This is a genomic window from Erwinia sp. AC075, from assembly GCF_979253995.1.
Map to the genome: position 1 here is coordinate 121056 of NZ_CEEDEU010000001.1, position 17847 is coordinate 138902.

Annotated in this window: 17 protein-coding genes; 13 read left to right on the forward strand and 4 right to left on the reverse strand. The window is 57.3% G+C overall.

What is annotated here, in order from left to right; all coding sequences use genetic code 11:
• Positions 1 to 22: 22 nt before the first annotated feature.
• A complete protein-coding gene (hemF, locus tag AC0IXH_RS00495; protein ID WP_471719744.1) occupies positions 23 to 931 on the reverse strand; it encodes an oxygen-dependent coproporphyrinogen oxidase in 909 nt (302 codons plus the stop codon).
• A gap of 50 nt (positions 932 to 981) precedes the next feature.
• Positions 982 to 1860: an N-acetylmuramoyl-L-alanine amidase AmiA gene (amiA, locus tag AC0IXH_RS00500; protein ID WP_134822531.1), complete on the reverse strand. Its 879-nt coding sequence runs from the start codon at positions 1858 to 1860 to the stop codon at positions 982 to 984.
• Between the two features lie 211 nt (positions 1861 to 2071).
• On the opposite strand from amiA, the gene AC0IXH_RS00505 reads away from it, so the two are divergent.
• From AC0IXH_RS00505 to AC0IXH_RS00520, 4 genes are all read left to right on the forward strand, one after another.
• Positions 2072 to 2497, forward strand: coding sequence for a GNAT family acetyltransferase (locus AC0IXH_RS00505; RefSeq protein ID WP_013203319.1), 426 nt, complete (start codon positions 2072 to 2074; stop codon positions 2495 to 2497).
• 56 nt (positions 2498 to 2553) lie between these two features.
• Positions 2554 to 3000, forward strand: coding sequence for a DUF2919 domain-containing protein (locus AC0IXH_RS00510; RefSeq protein WP_013203318.1), 447 nt, complete (start codon positions 2554 to 2556; stop codon positions 2998 to 3000).
• 115 nt (positions 3001 to 3115) lie between these two features.
• Positions 3116 to 3733 (forward strand): RpoE-regulated lipoprotein, encoded by a 618-nt coding sequence (locus AC0IXH_RS00515; protein ID WP_471719745.1) that lies wholly within the window; start codon positions 3116 to 3118, stop codon positions 3731 to 3733.
• Between the two features lie 15 nt (positions 3734 to 3748).
• Positions 3749 to 4645 (forward strand): Dyp-type peroxidase, encoded by an 897-nt coding sequence (locus AC0IXH_RS00520; protein ID WP_471719746.1) that lies wholly within the window; start codon positions 3749 to 3751, stop codon positions 4643 to 4645.
• Positions 4646 to 4709: 64 nt separating this feature from the next.
• Here AC0IXH_RS00520 and xylB read toward each other — a convergent pair whose 3' ends face one another.
• Together xylB and xylA are read right to left on the reverse strand one after the other, a co-directional pair.
• A complete protein-coding gene (gene xylB, locus AC0IXH_RS00525; protein WP_471719747.1) occupies positions 4710 to 6173 on the reverse strand; it encodes a xylulokinase in 1464 nt (487 codons plus the stop codon).
• A 17-nt stretch (positions 6174 to 6190) separates the two neighbouring features.
• A complete protein-coding gene (gene xylA / locus AC0IXH_RS00530) occupies positions 6191 to 7510 on the reverse strand; it encodes a xylose isomerase (RefSeq protein WP_013203314.1) in 1320 nt (439 codons plus the stop codon).
• A gap of 353 nt (positions 7511 to 7863) precedes the next feature.
• Here xylA and xylF point away from each other — a divergent pair, with 353 nt between their 5' ends.
• The 9 genes from xylF (at position 7864) to cysM (ending at position 17824) form a co-directional block, all read left to right on the forward strand.
• Positions 7864 to 8859 (forward strand): D-xylose ABC transporter substrate-binding protein, encoded by a 996-nt coding sequence (gene xylF / locus AC0IXH_RS00535; RefSeq protein ID WP_013203313.1) that lies wholly within the window; start codon positions 7864 to 7866, stop codon positions 8857 to 8859.
• Between the two features lie 31 nt (positions 8860 to 8890).
• Positions 8891 to 10432, forward strand: coding sequence for a xylose ABC transporter ATP-binding protein (locus tag AC0IXH_RS00540; protein WP_206403785.1), 1542 nt, complete (start codon positions 8891 to 8893; stop codon positions 10430 to 10432).
• Positions 10410 to 11588 (forward strand): xylose ABC transporter permease XylH, encoded by a 1179-nt coding sequence (gene xylH, locus AC0IXH_RS00545; protein WP_013203311.1) that lies wholly within the window; start codon positions 10410 to 10412, stop codon positions 11586 to 11588. The genes AC0IXH_RS00540 and xylH overlap by 23 nt, the downstream gene beginning before the upstream one ends.
• A gap of 133 nt (positions 11589 to 11721) precedes the next feature.
• Positions 11722 to 12900, forward strand: coding sequence for a D-xylose utilization transcriptional activator XylR (gene xylR / locus AC0IXH_RS00550; RefSeq protein ID WP_013203310.1), 1179 nt, complete (start codon positions 11722 to 11724; stop codon positions 12898 to 12900).
• 162 nt (positions 12901 to 13062) lie between these two features.
• The gene (locus tag AC0IXH_RS00555; protein ID WP_346593960.1) at positions 13063 to 14079 is read left to right on the forward strand and encodes a sulfate ABC transporter substrate-binding protein; all 1017 of its coding nucleotides are present in this window, start codon (positions 13063 to 13065) and stop codon (positions 14077 to 14079) included.
• Positions 14079 to 14912 (forward strand): sulfate/thiosulfate ABC transporter permease CysT, encoded by an 834-nt coding sequence (cysT, locus tag AC0IXH_RS00560; protein WP_013203308.1) that lies wholly within the window; start codon positions 14079 to 14081, stop codon positions 14910 to 14912. Before AC0IXH_RS00555 ends, cysT begins: the two co-directional genes overlap by 1 nt.
• Positions 14912 to 15787 carry a sulfate/thiosulfate ABC transporter permease CysW gene (gene cysW, locus AC0IXH_RS00565; RefSeq protein ID WP_013203307.1) on the forward strand — a complete coding sequence of 292 codons (876 nt, stop codon included), beginning with the start codon at positions 14912 to 14914 and terminating at the stop codon, positions 15785 to 15787. Before cysT ends, cysW begins: the two co-directional genes overlap by 1 nt.
• The gene (gene cysA / locus AC0IXH_RS00570; RefSeq protein ID WP_013203306.1) at positions 15777 to 16865 is read left to right on the forward strand and encodes a sulfate/thiosulfate ABC transporter ATP-binding protein CysA; all 1089 of its coding nucleotides are present in this window, start codon (positions 15777 to 15779) and stop codon (positions 16863 to 16865) included. Before cysW ends, cysA begins: the two co-directional genes overlap by 11 nt.
• 80 nt (positions 16866 to 16945) lie before the next feature.
• Positions 16946 to 17824, forward strand: a complete 879-nt coding sequence (gene cysM, locus AC0IXH_RS00575; RefSeq protein WP_013203305.1) for a cysteine synthase CysM — start codon at positions 16946 to 16948, stop codon at positions 17822 to 17824.
• The last annotated feature ends 23 nt before the right edge of the window (positions 17825 to 17847 follow it).

The window sequence follows — 17847 nt, forward strand, 5'->3', positions numbered from 1 at the left end:
GTTATCGCCCCTTTTTTTTAGCTTAAATCCACGCTTTCACCGGCAGGAAATCGGTATAGAGCGCGGCTTCCGGGGTGCCTGGCTGCGGCGCGTAGTCATACTCCCAGCGCACCAGCGGCGGCATAGACATCAGGATCGACTCGGTTCGCCCACCGGTTTGCAGACCAAACAAGGTCCCGCGATCCCACACCAGATTGAACTCCACGTAGCGGCCACGGCGGTACAGCTGGAAATCCCGCTCACGTTCGCCCCAGCTCAACCCCTTGCGGCGTTCGATAATTGGCAGATAGGCCTGCAAAAAGCCTTCGCCCACCGCCTGAGTAAAGCGAAAGCAATGGTCAAAGTCAGGGGTATTCAGGTCGTCAAAGAACAGCCCGCCGATGCCGCGCTGCTCGTTGCGGTGCTTGATAAAGAAGTAGTCGTCGCACCACTTTTTATAGCGCGGATAGACATCTTCACCAAACGGCTGGCAGAGATCGCTGGCCGTCTGGTGCCAGTGCACGGCGTCTTCGGCGAAGCCGTAATACGGCGTCATATCGAACCCGCCGCCAAACCACCACACCGGATCGGCACCGGGCTTCTCGGCAATAAAGAAGCGCACGTTGGCATGGCTGGTCGGCAGATAGGGGTTTTCCGGGTGGATCACCAGCGACACGCCCATCGCTTCAAAGCTGCGGCCTGCCAGCTCCGGGCGGTGTGCGGTGGCAGACGCCGGCATTTGATCGCCATGAACGTGGGAGAAGTTAACGCCGGCCTGCTCGAATATCGCGCCGTTGCGTAGCACGCGGCTTCGACCGCCGCCGCCGCCTTCGCGGTCCCAGCTGTCTTCTTCAAAATTTGCCTTGCCGTCAGCCTGGGCTAACTGCTGGCAAATGCTGTCCTGTAATGTGAGCAGAAACTGCTTCACCTGGGCGAGGTCGGGTGCGTTCATGGCTTACCTTGCTGATGAAAATTGACGCGCGGAGTATACGCCAAAATGGGTCAGCTGGGGCGTCTGTTATTGGCATCGAACTCATTAAAGTAGCTGACGATGCCGCCGACAATCGCCGTGGCGATTTTTTGCCGGAAGGCGGTGGTGCCTAACAGACGCTCCTCAGCCGGGTTGGTAATAAAGGAGGTTTCCACTAACACCGACGGGATCGAAGGGGACTTCAGCACGGCAAACGCCGCCTGTTCGGTATGCTGGCTGTGCAGGTGATGCACCGGACGGATTTGGCCCAGCACGTGTTTGCCCAGCGTCAGGCTGTTTTTAATGGTGTCGGTCTGTACCAGGTCGAACAGCACCTGCTGCAGATAGTGGTCTTTATCGGCGGCTTTGACGCCACCGACGTCATCGGCGGCATTTTCACGCTGCGACAGGTAGCGCGCCATGCTGCTGCTGGCCCCGCGATTGGACAGGGCAAACACCGAGGCACCGTTGGCATCGGGGCTGGTAAAACCGTCGGCGTGGATCGACATAAACAGGTTCGCGCCGTGCTGATGGGCGATTTCGACACGCTCACCCAACGGAATAAAGTGGTCGGACTCGCGGGTGAGCCGCGCTTCGATATGCGGATGGTCGTTGAGCATGGTGCGGATATGATTGGCAATTTCCAGCACCACATGCTTCTCTTCGGAACCCTCTTCGCCCACCGCACCGGAGTCAATGCCGCCGTGGCCCGGATCGATCATCACGATTTTTTTACCGTTGGCGGACGGCGGTGGCGGGGTGTTGGCTTTAGCCCGTGCCGAAGCGAGTTTTAGCGACGCGCTTTCCTCTTTCGCCCTTGCCGGTTTATTGACCAGTAAAGCCAACGCCAGGCCGGAAAGCAGCAGCTGACGTCGGGAAGTTAACGGGGTCATCTGGCCAAACTTTTTCATCAACACATCCTCAGGGCACAAAGTGCTTATTGTTATATCGTAACAATAGCTCCCGCGCGAGGAGGGAACTATTTCAACTTTTTACTTTCCATTTCAGCAGGCTAACAGATGGGCTCGGGCGTTTTTTTCGCTCTTAATGGTGGTTGAGGCTTGCACCGCCGAAAGAAAGCGTGATAATCAGCAAATTGTGGTTAACATCTGGGGCAACGCCATGGAAATTCGCGTATTTAGCCAGGACGATTTTGAAGAAGTGATTACCCTGTGGGAGCGTTGCGATCTGTTACGTCCCTGGAACGATCCGGAAATGGATATCGAGCGTAAGCTCAATCACGATCCCGATCTGTTTCTGGTGGCGGTCGTCGGTGGGGTAATTGTCGGCACGCTGATGGGCGGCTACGACGGTCATCGTGGATCGGCTTATTATCTCGGCGTTCATCCCGATTATCAGGGCCGTGGCTTTGCTAATGCATTGATCAACCGGCTGGAGAAAAAGCTGATCGCCCGCGGATGTCCGAAAATCCACGTGATGGTGCGTGAAGAAAATGATGCGGTAATGGGCTTTTATGAAAAGCTCGATTATGAAGCGGTGGACAGCGCGCTGCTCGGCAAACGCCTGATCGAAGATCGCGAATATTAATCGCTCGGGTGGCGCGGTGTCACCCGACGTTCCTGCCTGTGATGTGAAATAACCTGATGTATTCCCCTGACGATTACGATGCCCGAGGCCAGCTGCGATTACCGCTGGGCTTCTGGGCGATTTTGCTGTTACAGGCCCGCACCTGGGTGCTGTTTGTGATGGCTGGCGCCTCGCGTCAGCAAGGGACTTCGCTGCTGGCGTTATTCTATCCTGACACCCATGCCTTCTGGCTGGGGCTGGGATTAGGCGTGCCCGCCGCGCTGGGCCTGCTGTTAACCGGCTATCGCCAGCGCGCACCGAAACTCTGGCAGGCCTGGCGCTGGGTGCTGATGCTGACCCTGGTGGCGATGCTGGCGTTGCAGGCCTTCACCCTGTGGCACGGCGACGACGCCGTTTCACCGCTGGTGATCCTGTTTACCGGTTTTGACCTGCTGGCGCTGTACTGGCTGGCTTTCAACCGGCGGTTAAAAGCCTGTTTTGATCCTGCCAGCAATATGGCATAAACCTGTCGCCTGGCGCTTTCAGGTTTTTATCCCACTCTGTGAGCCGGATAAAACTTTTTCACGGATTAACACTCCAACCAGTTCAGACGTTTTAGTCACCATGACAGGAGTTGCAATGAAATCTGTTCGCCCGGCACTGATCGCCGTCGCTTTGCTGTTGGCCGGTTGCGCCAGTTCAGGCCCTTCACCCCAGCAGTCCAACGGCGCGACCTGGTGGAATCCGCTGACCTATTCGTGGTCCAGCCTGGCGCCATGGCACTGGTTTGGCTCCTCGCTCACCGTTGAAGAGCAGGGTGTCGGCACGCTGAATGGCAGCACCGCCATGACCGAAGAGGCTATCAGTGACGGCCTCAACGGCAACTATCAGGTGCGCAAAGGGATGCGCAGTGATAATGGCAACGTGGTGACCTTCTTCCAGGCCGTGAAAGATGCCAAGGTTAAGGTGGAAGTGAGCGGGCAGTCGACCGTCGACCGTATTGAGGTGACCGACAGCAGCATTGCCTCCGCCGACGGCAATAAAATCGGTACGCCGTTCAGCGATCTGTTCCGCAAAGCCTTCGGCGCCTGCCAGAAAGGCACCGGCAAAGACAGCGACGGCGTGGAGTGTAATGCGCCAGGCAGTCAGCATATCAGCTACGTCTTTACCGGCGAATGGCACGGTCCGGAAGGCCTGATGCCGTCGGATGAGGCGCTGCAGAAATGGACCATCAGTAAAATCATCTGGCAAAAATAGCAGGAGAGCCACACCATGTCCCAGTCCCAGAGCGGCATTTTATTAGAACATCGCCGTTTTGCTGTTTACCTTGAAGCGATGATGCAGGGCGATTTAGCCGCCTTTCGTCAGGGTATTCCTCTTTTCCTGCAGCAGCTTGAGCAGTTGCAACAGCGCTGGCCGGATGCGGGACTGGGTGCGGTTATCGCCTTTGGCCCGGCGTTATGGAACGATCTGAACCCTGCAAACAGCACTGCTGAGCTGAAAGACTTTCAGCCGCTGGGGAAGGGCATGGCACCCGCCACGCAGCGCGATCTGCTGATCCATATTCAGTCCTTACGCCATGACGTGAACTTCAGCCTGGCGCAGGCGGCGGTGGCGGCATTTGGCGGATCGATTACCGTGGTGGAAGAAACCCACGGTTTCCGCTGGGTGGAAGATCGCGATTTAAGCGGCTTTGTTGATGGTACGGAAAACCCGCAGGGCGAGCAGCGGCCGATGGTGGCACTGATTGGCGCAGGCGAAAATGCCGGTGGCAGCTACGTCTTCAGCCAGCGCTGGGAACATAATCTGAAGATGTTTAACCGCATGGCGGTGAATAAGCAGGAGCAGATTATGGGCCGCACCAAAGAGAGCAATGAAGAGCTGGAAGGCGACGACCGCCCGGCCACGTCGCACGTGGCCCGTGTCGACCTGAAAGAGGACGGCAAAGGCCTGAAAATTCTGCGCCAGAGCCTGCCATACGGTACGGCCAGCGGCACCAACGGGCTGTTCTTCCTCGCCTATTGCGCCACGCTTTACAACATTGAAAAGCAGCTGTTAAGCATGTTCGGCGAGCTGGACAATAAGTTCGATGCCATGCTGCGCTTTACCAAGCCGGTCAGCGGCAGCTATTTCTATGCGCCTTCTCAGCAGCAGTTAGCCGCCCTGTAATACGCAATAAGCCCCTCACGAAAGGGGCTTAATTCCCTGCTCACAGATCCTTCCTCAACCGGCATTACTCCTCAGTCATAAACGGCAACAGCGCCTGATACAGCTGGCGGAAGGTTTCCCGCTGTTGGGCATAATGCTGATGATTTTCCGCATCCGGCGTATGGCGTTGTTCCAGCGGCAGCTCGGGCAACATCTCGCTGAGCGGCTTGTGAGGATTGATCGCGATTTGCGCCAGCCTGGCCGCACCCAGCGCAGGACCCACGTCACCGCCGGTGCGGTACTCCAGTGCATGTCCGCAAATATCCGCCAGCATCTGCCGCCACCAGGCACTTCGCGCACCGCCGCCGATCAGCGTGATGCTGCGCGGTTGCAGGCCGCTGGCATGCAGCGCATCCATGCCGTCCGCCAGCGCAAAACCCACCCCTTCCAGCACGGCGCGCGCCAGATGTTCGGCACCGTGCTGATGCGTCAGCCCCCAGAAAGCGCCTTTCGCCTGCGGATTGTTATGCGGCGTGCGTTCTCCGGAAAGGTAGGGCAGGAACCACACCGGCGCATCAACCGGTTTGGCCTGCTCCGCCAACGTAAGCAGCGTCGGCACATCGCGAATATTGGTCAGCTTGCAGGCCCAGTCCAGGCAGGACGCCGCGCTCAGCATGACCGACATCAGATGCCAGGTTTCCGGCAGCGCATGGCAGAAGCTGTGCACCGCACTTTCCGGATTGCTCCTGAAGCCGTCGCTCACCGCGAAATAAACCCCCGAGGTGCCAAGCGACAGCATGGCCTGGCCCGGCTGATACAGCCCAACGCCAATCGCGCCGGCGGCATTATCGCCACCGCCCGCCACCACCGGTAAGCTACCCGCCAGCCCCCAATGCTCGGCGAGTTCGGCGTGCAGCTTGCCGGTTATCTGGTTGCCCTCAAACAGCGCAGGCATGGCGTTGCGGGACAGGCCGCAGGCAGACAGCAGTTCATCGCTCCAGTCACGCTGGCTGACGTTCAGCCACATCGTTCCCGCCGCATCGGACATATCGCTGGCGAATTCGCCGGTCATCCGCCAGCGCAGGTAATCCTTCGGCAGCAGCACTTTGTCGATCTGGCTGAAAATCTCCGGCTCGTGCTGCTTCACCCACAGCAGCTTGGGCGCAGTGAACCCCGGCATCATCACGTTGCCGGTGATATCACGCGAGGCCGGAACCGCCTGTTCCAGTTCCCGACATTGCGCCGCGCTTCTGCCGTCGTTCCACAGGATCGCCGGACGTAAGATCTGCTGGCGCGCATCCAGCAGCGTGGCGCCGTGCATTTGTCCGGTCAGGCCGATGGCCTTCACCTGCTGCAAATCCTGTTGTTTCGCCAGCGCCTGCATCGCCTTATCCGTTGCCTGCCACCATTCAGCAGGCGACTGCTCCGACCATAATGGCTGCGGGCGTGAAATCGTCAGCGGCTCACCGTGCGTGGCAAGCAGCTGCCCGCTTTCACTGAGCAGGATAGCCTTCACCCCGGAGGTGCCGAGATCGATGCCGATATACATAGGGACGTGTCCTTGTATTAACCAAACAGATAGCGATTCACCAGATTCTCCAGCTTTTCCTGATGACCGCTCTGATGTTGTGGGGCCAGGTTATGATCGCCGGCGTATTTCGCCAGCGCATCCAGCGACAGCTTGCCTTGCAGGATCTGCTGGCCCAGCTCGCCGTTCCAGTTGGCGTAGCGTTTGGCGACCAGCTGATGCAGCTCACCCTCTTCAATCATCTTCGCCGCCACCTTCAGCGCCAGCGCCATGGTATCCATGCCACCAATATGACCATAGAACAGATCGTATTTATCGGTGCTCTGACGGCGGACTTTGGCATCAAAATTGAGGCCGCCGGTGGTAAAGCCGCCCGCTTTAAGAATTTCAAACATCACCAGCGCATTTTCTTCGACGCTGTTCGGGAACTGATCGGTATCCCAGCCGAGCTGAGGATCGCCACGGTTGGCATCGACCGAGCCGAAGATCCCCAGCGCAATCGCCGTGGCAATCTCATGATGGAAGGAGTGGCCGCCGAGGGTGGCGTGGTTCGCCTCGATATTCACCTTGATCTCTTTTTCCAGGCCAAACTGCTTCAGGAAGCCATACACCGTCGCCACGTCGTAATCATACTGGTGCTTGGTCGGCTCCTGCGGTTTCGGCTCAATCAGCAGCGAGCCCTGGAAGCCAATTTTATGCTTATGCTCAACCACCATCTGCATAAAGCGACCGATCTGCTCGCGCTCCTGACGTAAATCGGTGTTAAGCAGGGTTTCATAACCCTCGCGTCCGCCCCACAGCACGTAGTTTTCGCCGCCCAGTTTCTTCGTTGCGTTCATCGCGGTGAACACCTGAGTCGCTGCCCAGCTGAACACTTCCGGATCGGGGCTGGTGGCCGCGCCTGCGCCATAGCGGGGATGGGTAAAGCAGTTGGCGGTGCCCCACAGCAGCTTGACGCCGGTGGACTGCTGTTTTTCCGCCAGCACATCGCTCATCACCGCAAAGTTATTCAGGTAGGTCTTCAGCGAGTCGCCTTCCGGCGAGACGTCCACATCGTGGAAGCAGTAGTAAGGCACGTTCAGTTTCTGGAAGAATTCGAAGGCGACATCGGCCTTACGCTTTGCCAGCGCCAGCTGATCCCCCGCCTGCTGCCACGGCCGCTCGAACGCCCCGACGCCAAACATATCCGCCCCGGTCCAGCAGAAGGTGTGCCAGTAACAGGCAGCAAAACGCAGATGTTCATCCATCCGTTTGCCGAGGACGATCTCGTCGGGATTGTAATGGCGAAACGCCAGCGGGTTTTTACTGCCGGTTCCTTCAAAGCGAACCTGTTCAAGCTGATCAAAATAGGGTTGCATGGTTGACTCCTGGGTAGCTGGCCCGTCTGGCGGGATAGGGGCATCTTCGGAGTTCAGCGGCCGAACCACAATTACGTTATTTCACACTCAAATTCAGAGAATTATTAACTGTGCGTGAGATCTCATTATTCAGCGGGAAAAGTTAACTTCAGCCGGTGCCGCATTTTTAAATGCGCTGAAGGTGAATGATGACAGCAAAACATGACCGTGGTCATAAAACAAAAACTAAACCAAAAATCGTAATCAACGGGTAAGAATCAGTAATTGCTCAACCGGAAGCAATTGACAACAATCCGCTGGACGTTTCGTGACCTCTATTTCCCCGACACCATCAATAAAAAAGGGTAATAAAAATGAAATTCAAGCACCTCTTACTCTCTGCCTGTGCGCTGTTAGTGTTGGCCAGCCAGCCTGGATACAGTAAAGAAATCAAAATCGGGATGGCGATTGACGATCTGCGTCTGGAGCGCTGGCAGAAAGATCGCGATATTTTTGTGAAGAAGGCCGAGTCGCTGGGCGCAAACGTATTTGTGCAGTCCGCCAACGGCAACGAAGAGACGCAGATGGCGCAGATTGAGAACATGATTAATCGCGGGGTCGATGTGCTGGTGATCATTCCTTACAACGGCCAGGTGCTGAGCAACGTGATCAAAGAAGCCAAACGCGAAGGCATCAAGGTGCTGGCGTATGACCGGATGATCAACAACGCCGACATCGATTTCTATATCTCTTTCGATAACGAAAAGGTCGGGCAGCTGCAGGCGCAAAGCCTGGTACAGCGCGTGCCTACGGGGAATTACTTCCTGATGGGCGGCTCGCCGGTGGATAACAACGCCAAGCTGTTCCGTCAGGGGCAGATGACCGTGCTCAAGCCGCTGATCGATAGCGGGAAAATCAAAGTGGTGGGCGATCAGTGGGTCGACGGCTGGCTGCCAGAGAACGCGCTGAAGATTATGGAGAATGCGCTGACCGCCAACAATAACCACATTGATGCGGTGGTGGCGTCGAATGATGCGACCGCGGGCGGGGCGATTCAGGCGTTATCGGCCCAGGGGCTGGCGGGGAAAGTGGCGATCTCGGGGCAGGATGCAGACCTGGCGGCGGTGAAACGCATTGAGGCGGGCACCCAAACCATGACGGTGTATAAACCGATCAGCAAGCTGGCCGATGACGCGGCGAAAATTGCGGTGCAATTAGGTTCGGGCCAGCAGCCAGAAAGTAATGCCACATTAAATAATGGCGCTAAAGAGGTGAAGTCCTGGTTATTAACGCCGATTTCGGTCAATAAATCGAATATCGACAGTACCATTATCGCTGACGGATTCCATAAAAAAGCCGAATTAAATTGAACCCTCCGCAGCGAAATAACGGGAGGACAGAATGGCTATTCTCTTAGAGATGAAAAATATCACCAAGCAATTCGGCGTGGTTAAAGCCGTCGATAATATCAGCCTGCAGCTTGAAGCAGGCCAGGTATTATCACTTTGTGGTGAGAATGGTTCAGGGAAATCAACGCTAATGAAAGTGCTGTGCGGAATATATCCGCACGGCAGTTATTCAGGTGAGATCTATTTTTCAGGCGATCTGATCACCGCGAAAACCATTCGGGAAACCGAACAAAAGGGCATCGCCATTATTCACCAGGAGCTGGCGCTGGTGAAACAAATGACCGTGCTGGAGAACATGTTTCTCGGCAGCGAGTGGGGCCGGTTTGGCCTGATGGATTACGAGTCGATGTATCTGCGCTGCCAGCGAATGCTGGCGCAGGTCAAGCTGAACATCGACCCCAATACCCGCGTGGGTGAGCTTGGCCTGGGCCAGCAACAGCTGGTGGAAATTGCCAAAGCGCTGAATAAGCAGGTGCGCCTGTTGGTACTGGATGAGCCAACCGCTTCGCTCACCGAAAGCGAAACCGCCACGTTGCTGGAGATCATCAGCGATCTGCGCGATCACGATATTGCCTGCATCTACATCTCGCACAAGCTGAACGAGGTGAAAGCCATCTCGGATTTAATCTGCGTGATACGGGACGGGCGGCATATCGCCACGCGCTCTGCCGCAGGCATGAACGAAGACGACATCATTGCGATGATGGTGGGGCGTGAGTTAACCGAGCTGTATCCCCAGGAGCCGCATCAGATTGGTGAGGTGGTACTGCAGGTGGACAACCTCACCGCGTGGCATCCGGTTAACCGCCATATTCGCCGCGTCGATGACGTTTCCTTTACCCTGCGGCGCGGCGAAATCCTCGGTGTCGCCGGGCTGGTGGGGTCGGGCCGTACCGAAACCATGCAATGCCTGTTTGGCGTTTACGCTGGCCGCTGGCAAGGCAACATCGCGGTAAACGGGCGCCCGGTGACCATTCAGCACTGTCGCCATGCGATGGCGCAGGGCATTGCGATGGTGCCAGAAGATCGTAAACGTGACGGCATCGTGCCGGTGATGAGCGTGGGGGCGAATATCACTCTGGCGGCATTAGGTCAGTACAGCGGGCGCTTCTCGCTGCTGGATGAAGCCAAAGAACAGGCCACTATTCAGCACTCGCTGGCGCGGCTGAAGGTGAAAACCTCCTCGCCCTTGCTGGCGATTGGCCGGCTCAGCGGCGGCAATCAGCAAAAAGCGATTCTGGCGCGCTGTCTGTTACTGGACCCGCAAATTCTGATCCTCGATGAGCCCACGCGCGGCATCGATATCGGGGCGAAATATGAAATCTACAAATTGATTAACCAGCTGGTGCAGCAGGGCATCGCCGTAATTGTGGTGTCTTCTGAACTGCCCGAAGTGCTGGGGCTGAGCGACCGGGTGTTGGTGATGCATGAAGGGCGAATCAAAGCCGATCTGCCGAACCGCAACCTGACCCAGGAACAGATTATGGAAGCCGCGTTAAGGAGTGAAACTGATGTCGAAAAGCACGCAATCTGAAGTGAGTTTACCGCCAGTCACGCCACGCGGCCTGCGGTTGAAGTCTCTCAATCTGCAAGTCTTCGTGATGCTGGCCGCCATTGTGGTGATCATGCTGTTTTTCACCTTCACTACCGAAGGTGCCTACCTGAGCGCCCGTAATATCTCCAACCTGCTGCGCCAGACAGCGATCACCGGCATTCTGGCGGTGGGCATGGTGTTCGTGATTGTCTCTGCCGAAATCGATCTGTCGGTGGGCTCAATGATGGGATTACTGGGCGGTGCGGCGGCGATCTTCGATGTCTGGCTGGGCTGGCCGCTGCCGCTGACCATTGTGGTGACGCTGTTGGCTGGGGTGTTGTTGGGTGCGTGGAATGGCTGGTGGGTGGCTTACCGCAAGGTTCCGTCATTTATTGTCACCCTTGCCGGCATGCTGGCGTTTCGCGGCGTGCTGATCGGCATCACTAACGGCACCACGGTGGCGCCGACCAGCGATGCGATGTCGCTGATGGGGCAAAGCTATCTGCCCGGCGGGCTGGGCTTTGGTATTGGGGCGGTGGGGCTGATGCTGTTTGTCGCCTGGCAGTGGCGACGTCGCGCCCGTCGGGCACAAATGGGACTGCCGGTGGCCAGTGCCAGCGGCGACGTCACGCGCCAAAGCATCATGGCGATTATCGTGCTGGGCGCGGTGTATCTGCTGAATGATTATCGCGGGGTGCCCACGCCGGTTTTGATCCTGACCGCGCTGATGCTGGCCGGGATGTTTATGGCCACCCGAACCGCCTTCGGCAGACGCATTTATGCTATTGGCGGCAACATCGATGCCGCGCGCCTGTCGGGCGTAAACGTTGAGCGCACCAAGATGGCGGTGTTCGCCATTAATGGGTTGATGGTGGCGATTGCCGGGCTGATCCTCAGCTCCCGACTGGGTGCCGGTTCACCTTCGGCCGGCAACATTGCCGAGCTGGATGCGATAGCGGCCTGCGTAATTGGCGGAACCAGCCTTGCGGGCGGCATCGGCAGCGTCGCCGGCGCGGTGATGGGGGCCTTTATTATGGCGTCGCTGGATAACGGCATGAGCATGCTGGACGTGCCGACCTTCTGGCAGTACATCGTTAAAGGGGCGATTTTGCTGCTGGCGGTGTGGATGGATTCCGCCACCAAGCGTCGGGTATGAATCGCCTGGAATGCCGCCAGAATGTGCCGGCCCAGCGAAAGGCTTCGCGTTGCCTCACAAATCTGGCGGCATTTTCACTGCTCTGTTGATGGCTGTGCTATCCAGAGAGCAGCATGATTTCAGGGGAACCCGTATGTTCGGCAAACGTTTTCGCATTACCTTGCTGTTTAACGCCAATAAAGTCTATGACCGTCAGGTGGTGGAAGGCGTCGGCGAATATCTGCAGGCTTCACAGTGCGACTGGGACATCTTTATTGAGGAAGATTTCCGCTGCCGCATCGACAATATCCGCGACTGGCTGGGCGATGGGGTGATTGCGGATTTTGATGACGGTGAGATAGCCAGGCTGCTGCACAACGTTAAGGTGCCTATCGTTGGCGTGGGCGGCTCGTATCTGCAAAAAGAAGATTACCCGCCGGTGCATTACATCGCCACGGATAACCATGCGTTGGTCGAAGCGGCCTTTATGCACCTGAAGGAAAAGGGCCTGAACCGCTTTGCCTTTTACGGCTTACCGCCGGAAGGCGGCAAGCGCTGGGCGCAGGAGCGGGAACAGGCTTTCCGCAATCTGGTTTCGGCCGAGCAGTATCAGGGCGTGGTGTATCAGGGAATGGAAACCGCGCCGGAGAACTGGCAATACGCGCAAAACCGGCTGGCGGACTGGGTGCAAACCCTGCCGCAGCAGACCGGAATTATTGCGGTCACCGATGCCCGCGCCCGTCATCTGCTGCAGGTGTGTGAGCATCTGGACATTGCCGTGCCGGAAAAACTCAGCGTGATTGGCATCGATAATGAAGAGCTGACGCGTTATTTATCGCGCGTGGCGCTCTCATCGGTAGCGCAGGGCACGCGGCAAATGGGCTACCGTGCGGCAAAACTGCTGCATCAGTTGTTGAACGAGCGGGAAATGCCGCTGCAACGCATTCTGGTGCCGCCGGTAAAGGTGGTGGAACGGCGCTCGACCGACTTCCGTTCGCTGCGCGACCCGGCGGTGATCCAGGCGATGCATTATATTCGCCATCACGCCTGCAAAGGGATTAAGGTGGAGCAGGTGCTGGAATCGGTCGGCATGTCGCGATCGAACCTGGAGAAGCGCTTCAAGGATGAGACCGGCCAGACCATCCACAATATGATCCACGGCGAGAAGCTGGAGAGGGCGCGCAACCTGTTAATTTCCAGCTCGCTGTCAATCAACGAGATCTCACAGATGTGCGGCTATCCTTCCTTACAGTACTTCTATTCGGTATTCCGCAAAGATTACGATATGACGCCGAAAGAGCACCGCGATAAGTACGGTGAGGTGCTGTGCTGATCGTCTGCTTTCCCATCCCCTGCATAAACAATTCCATTCGCTTATAGCGTTTTAAACTTCCAAATCACCAAACGGTATATGAAATCGTTACTGCTTTTAGTGTGGTTATAAATAAACTGAGGATACTTCAGGGCGCGAGCCGACTGTTTCCCAGGGTGCATAATGACGTTACCGACGGTTAAAAAAATAATGAGCAGTGCCGCTTTCTCGTTGCTGTTAGCCGGGTCCGCTCAGGCTACCGAGCTGTTGAACAGCTCCTACGACGTCTCGCGCGAGCTGTTTGTCGCCCTGAATGCGCCTTTTGAAAAACAGTGGGCCGAGCAAAATAACGGTGACAAGCTGACTATCAGACAGTCACACGCCGGCTCATCCAAGCAGGCGCTGGCCATTTTGCAGGGCCTGAAAGCCGATGTGGTGACCTACAACCAGGTGACTGACGTGCAGATTTTGCACGATCGCGGCAATCTGATCCCGGCCGACTGGCAAAAACGTTTCGCCAATAACAGCTCACCGTTCTATTCGACCATGGCGTTCCTCGTGCGCAAGGGCAACCCCAAGAACATCCACAGTTGGGATGACCTGGTGAAAACTGATGTGAAGCTGGTGTTCCCCAATCCAAAAACGTCAGGCAACGGGCGTTACACCTACCTGGCTGCCTGGGGCGCCGCCGATAAAGCGGACGGTAAAGATCGGGCTAAAACCGAGCAGTTTATGACTCAGTTCCTGAAAAACGTCGAGGTCTTTGATACCGGCGGTCGCGGTGCCACCACCACCTTCGTTGAGCGTGGGCAGGGCGATGTGCTGATCAGCTTCGAGTCGGAAGTGAACAATATCCGCAATCAGTACGCCAAAGATGGCTACGAAGTGGTGGTGCCAAAAACCAATATCCTGGCGGAGTTCCCGGTGACCTGGGTCGACAAAAATGTCGAGGCCAATAACACCGGCAAAGCCGCTAAAGCCTACCTGGGCTATCTCTACACGCCAGCGGCGCAGAAAATTATCACGCAGTATTACTACCGCGTGAACAATCCTGAGCTGATGGCGCAGCAGAAAGATCGTTTCCCGGCGGTTGACCTTTTCCGCGTGGAAGAGGCCTTCGGCAGCTGGGACCAGGTAATGAAAACCCAGTTCGCCAGCGGTGGTGAGCTGGACAAATTGTTAGCCGCAGGACATCAGTAATGTTTGCCACTAAAAGTAAGCGCGTGCTGCCAGGCTTTGGTATCAGCCTCGGTAGCAGCCTGTTCTTCACCTGCCTGATCCTGCTGTTGCCGATCAGCGCACTGCTGATGCAGCTGTCGCAAATGACGCTGTCTCAGTATTGGGAAGTCGTGACCAACCCACAGGTGATGGCCGCCTACAAAGTTACCCTGATTTCAGCCGGCGTGGCCTCGTTGTTCAATGCCGTGTTCGGCATGCTGATGGCGTGGATCCTCACCCGCTATCGTTTTCCTGGCCGCACGCTGCTGGATGGCTTAATGGATCTGCCGTTTGCTTTACCGACGGCGGTGGCGGGCTTGACGCTGGCCGGCCTGTTCTCGGTCAACGGCTGGTATGGTCAATGGCTGGCGCAGTTCGACATTAAAGTGTCTTACACCTGGCTGGGCATTGCCGTCGCCATGGCGTTTACCAGCATTCCGTTTGTGGTGCGTACCGTTCAGCCGGTGCTTGAAGAACTGGGCCCGGAATACGAAGAAGCGGCCGAAACGCTGGGCGCCACGCCTTGGCAGAGCTTCCGTCGCGTGGTGCTGCCTGAAGTGGCGCCGGCATTGCTGGCCGGCACCGCGTTGTCCTTTACCCGCAGCCTGGGCGAGTTTGGTGCGGTGATCTTTATTGCCGGCAACATTGCCTGGAAAACCGAAGTGACCTCGCTGATGATTTTCGTCCGTTTGCAGGAGTTTGATTATCCTGCCGCCAGCGCCATTGCGTCAGTGATCCTCGCGGCATCGCTGCTGCTGCTGTTCGCGATTAACACCTTACAGAGCCGCTTTGGCCGTCGTATTGGAGGTCATTAATGGCTGATATCACCGAATTGAAAGGGGCCAGCCGCAGCCGCATCAACTGGGGTAAATGGATCCTGATTGCGCTGGGCATGCTGATCTCCTTTGGGCTGTTGGTGGTGCCGATGGTGGCGATTTTTACCAGCGCCTTCTCCAACGGCCTTATGGCGTCGTTCAGCAACCTGAAAGATGGCGACATGCTGCACTCAATCTGGCTGACCGTCCTGATGGCGCTGATTACCGTGCCGGTCAATCTGGTGTTCGGGACGCTGCTGGCCTGGCTGGTTACGCGCTTTGATTTCCCCGGCCGCCAGCTGCTGCTGACCCTGTTTGATATTCCTTTTGCCGTGTCGCCGGTGGTGGCGGGGCTGATGTATCTGCTGTTCTGGGGCGTCAACGGCCCGGCAGGCGGCTGGCTGGACGCACACAATATCCAGCTGATGTTCTCCTGGCCGGGGATGGCGATGGTGACCATCTTTGTGACCTGTCCGTTTGTGGTCCGTGAGCTGGTGCCGGTGATGTTGAGTCAGGGCAGCAATGAAGATGAAGCGGCGGTGTTGTTAGGCGCGTCAGGCTGGAAAATGTTCTGGCGGGTGACCCTGCCCAATATCCGCTGGGCGCTGTTGTACGGTCTGGTACTGACCAATGCCCGTGCGATTGGCGAATTCGGTGCGGTCTCGGTGGTCTCGGGATCGATTCGCGGCGAGACCTACACGCTGCCATTACAAGTTGAATTACTGCATCAGGATTACAACACCGTCGGGGCCTTTACGGCGGCCGGGCTGTTAACCCTGATGGCGATAGTCACACTGTTTCTGAAGAGCGCGCTGCAATGGCGTTTAGAACACCAGAACAAGCGTTTGCAACAGGAGGGGAACCATGAGCATTGATATCAGCAAAATTAACAAATCTTTCGGCCGTACTAAGGTCCTGAACGATATTTCACTGGATATCCCTTCCGGTCAGATGGTGGCATTGCTTGGGCCTTCTGGCTCAGGGAAAACCACGCTGCTGCGCATTATTGCCGGGCTGGAAAGCCAGAACAGCGGCCGTCTGAGCTTTAATGGCAAAGACGTCACCCAGCTGCACGCGCGCGACCGCCAGGTGGGCTTTGTGTTCCAGCATTACGCCTTGTTCCGCCATATGACGGTGTTCGATAACATCGCCTTCGGCCTGACCGTGCTGCCACGCCGCGAACGTCCTTCTGCGGCGGTGATTAAGCAGAAAGTCACCAAGCTGCTGGAGATGGTGCAGTTAAGCCATCTGGCTACGCGCTTCCCGGCACAGCTTTCGGGCGGTCAGAAACAGCGTGTGGCGCTGGCGCGTGCGCTGGCGGTTGAACCGCAGATCCTGCTGCTCGATGAGCCGTTCGGTGCGCTGGATGCCCAGGTACGTAAAGAGCTGCGCCGCTGGTTGCGTCAGCTGCATGAAGAATTGAAGTTCACCAGCGTCTTCGTGACCCACGACCAGGAAGAAGCGATGGAAGTGGCCGATCGCGTGGTGGTGATGAGCCAGGGCAACATTGAACAGGTCGGCACACCGGACGACGTCTGGCGCGATCCGGCTACCCGGTTTGTGCTGGAGTTCCTCGGTGAAGTGAACCGCTTTGAAGCCGAAGTGCATGGTTCCCAGTTCCACGTTGGCGCGCATCACTGGCCGTTGGGCTATACGCCCGCGCATCAGGGCCGCGTCGAGCTGTTCCTGCGTCCGTGGGAAATCGACGTCAGCCGCCACAGCAGCCTGGAAACGCCGTTACCGGTGCAGGTGCTGGAAGTCAGCCCGCGCGGTCACTACTGGCAGCTGGTTGCGCAGCCAGCCGGCTGGGGCCTGGATCCGATTACGCTGGTGGTGGAAGGGACGCAGACTGCGCCGGTTCGCGGCGAGCAGCTGTTTGTAGGCCTGCAACAGGCTCGCCTGTACAAAGGTGAAACGCCGTTGCGACAGGTTGCCTTTGCGCAAAGTGCCTGATATTTTCTAGTCGAACAGGGTCAGGTCTTCCTGACCCTTTTTTTTTGCCAGCTTTTCTGGCTCCTTCCAGGAATCGCACAGTGACCACACTAGAAAATACCATCGGCAACACGCCCCTGATCAAGCTTCAGCGCATGACGCCCGCCAACGGCAGCGAAATCTGGCTGAAGCTGGAAGGCAATAATCCCGCAGGTTCGGTAAAGGATCGTGCCGCTTTCTCGATGATCGATCGGGCCGAGCGTCGCGGTGAGATCCAGCCGGGCGACGTGCTGATCGAGGCCACCAGTGGCAACACCGGGATCGCGCTGGCGATGATCGCCGCGATGAAAGGCTATGCGCTGAAGCTGTTGATGCCTGAGAACATGAGCGTGGAACGCCAGATGGCGATGCAGGCTTACGGTGCCGAGCTGATTCTGGTCAGCAAAACTCTCGGGATGGAAGGCGCACGCGATCTGGCAAAGGAGATGGAAGCCAGAGGCGAGGGCAAGGTCCTCGACCAGTTCAACAACCCGGACAATCCGCTGGGACATTACACCACCACCGCACCGGAAATCTGGCAGCAGTCTGCCGGACGATTAACCCATTTCGTCTCCAGCATGGGCACCACCGGCACCATTACCGGCGTGGGTCGCTATCTGAAAGAGCAGTGCGACAGCGTGCAAATCGTCGGTTTGCAGCCCGCTGAAGGCAGCAGCATTCCCGGTATCCGTCGCTGGCCCGAGGCCTATTTGCCGGGCATTTACCGCCCGGAGCTGGTGGACCGGGTGATCGATATGGCGCAGGCCGAAGCGGAGCAAACCATGCGTTTGCTGGCCCGCCGTGAAGGCATTTTCTGCGGCGTCAGTTCCGGCGGTGCGGTTGCCGGCGCACTGCGCATTGCGGAGGAGCAGCCGGGCAGTATCGTGGTGGCGATAGTGTGCGATCGCGGCGACCGTTATCTCTCTACCGGCGTTTACTAATTCCTGCTGATACACTGTAAGGA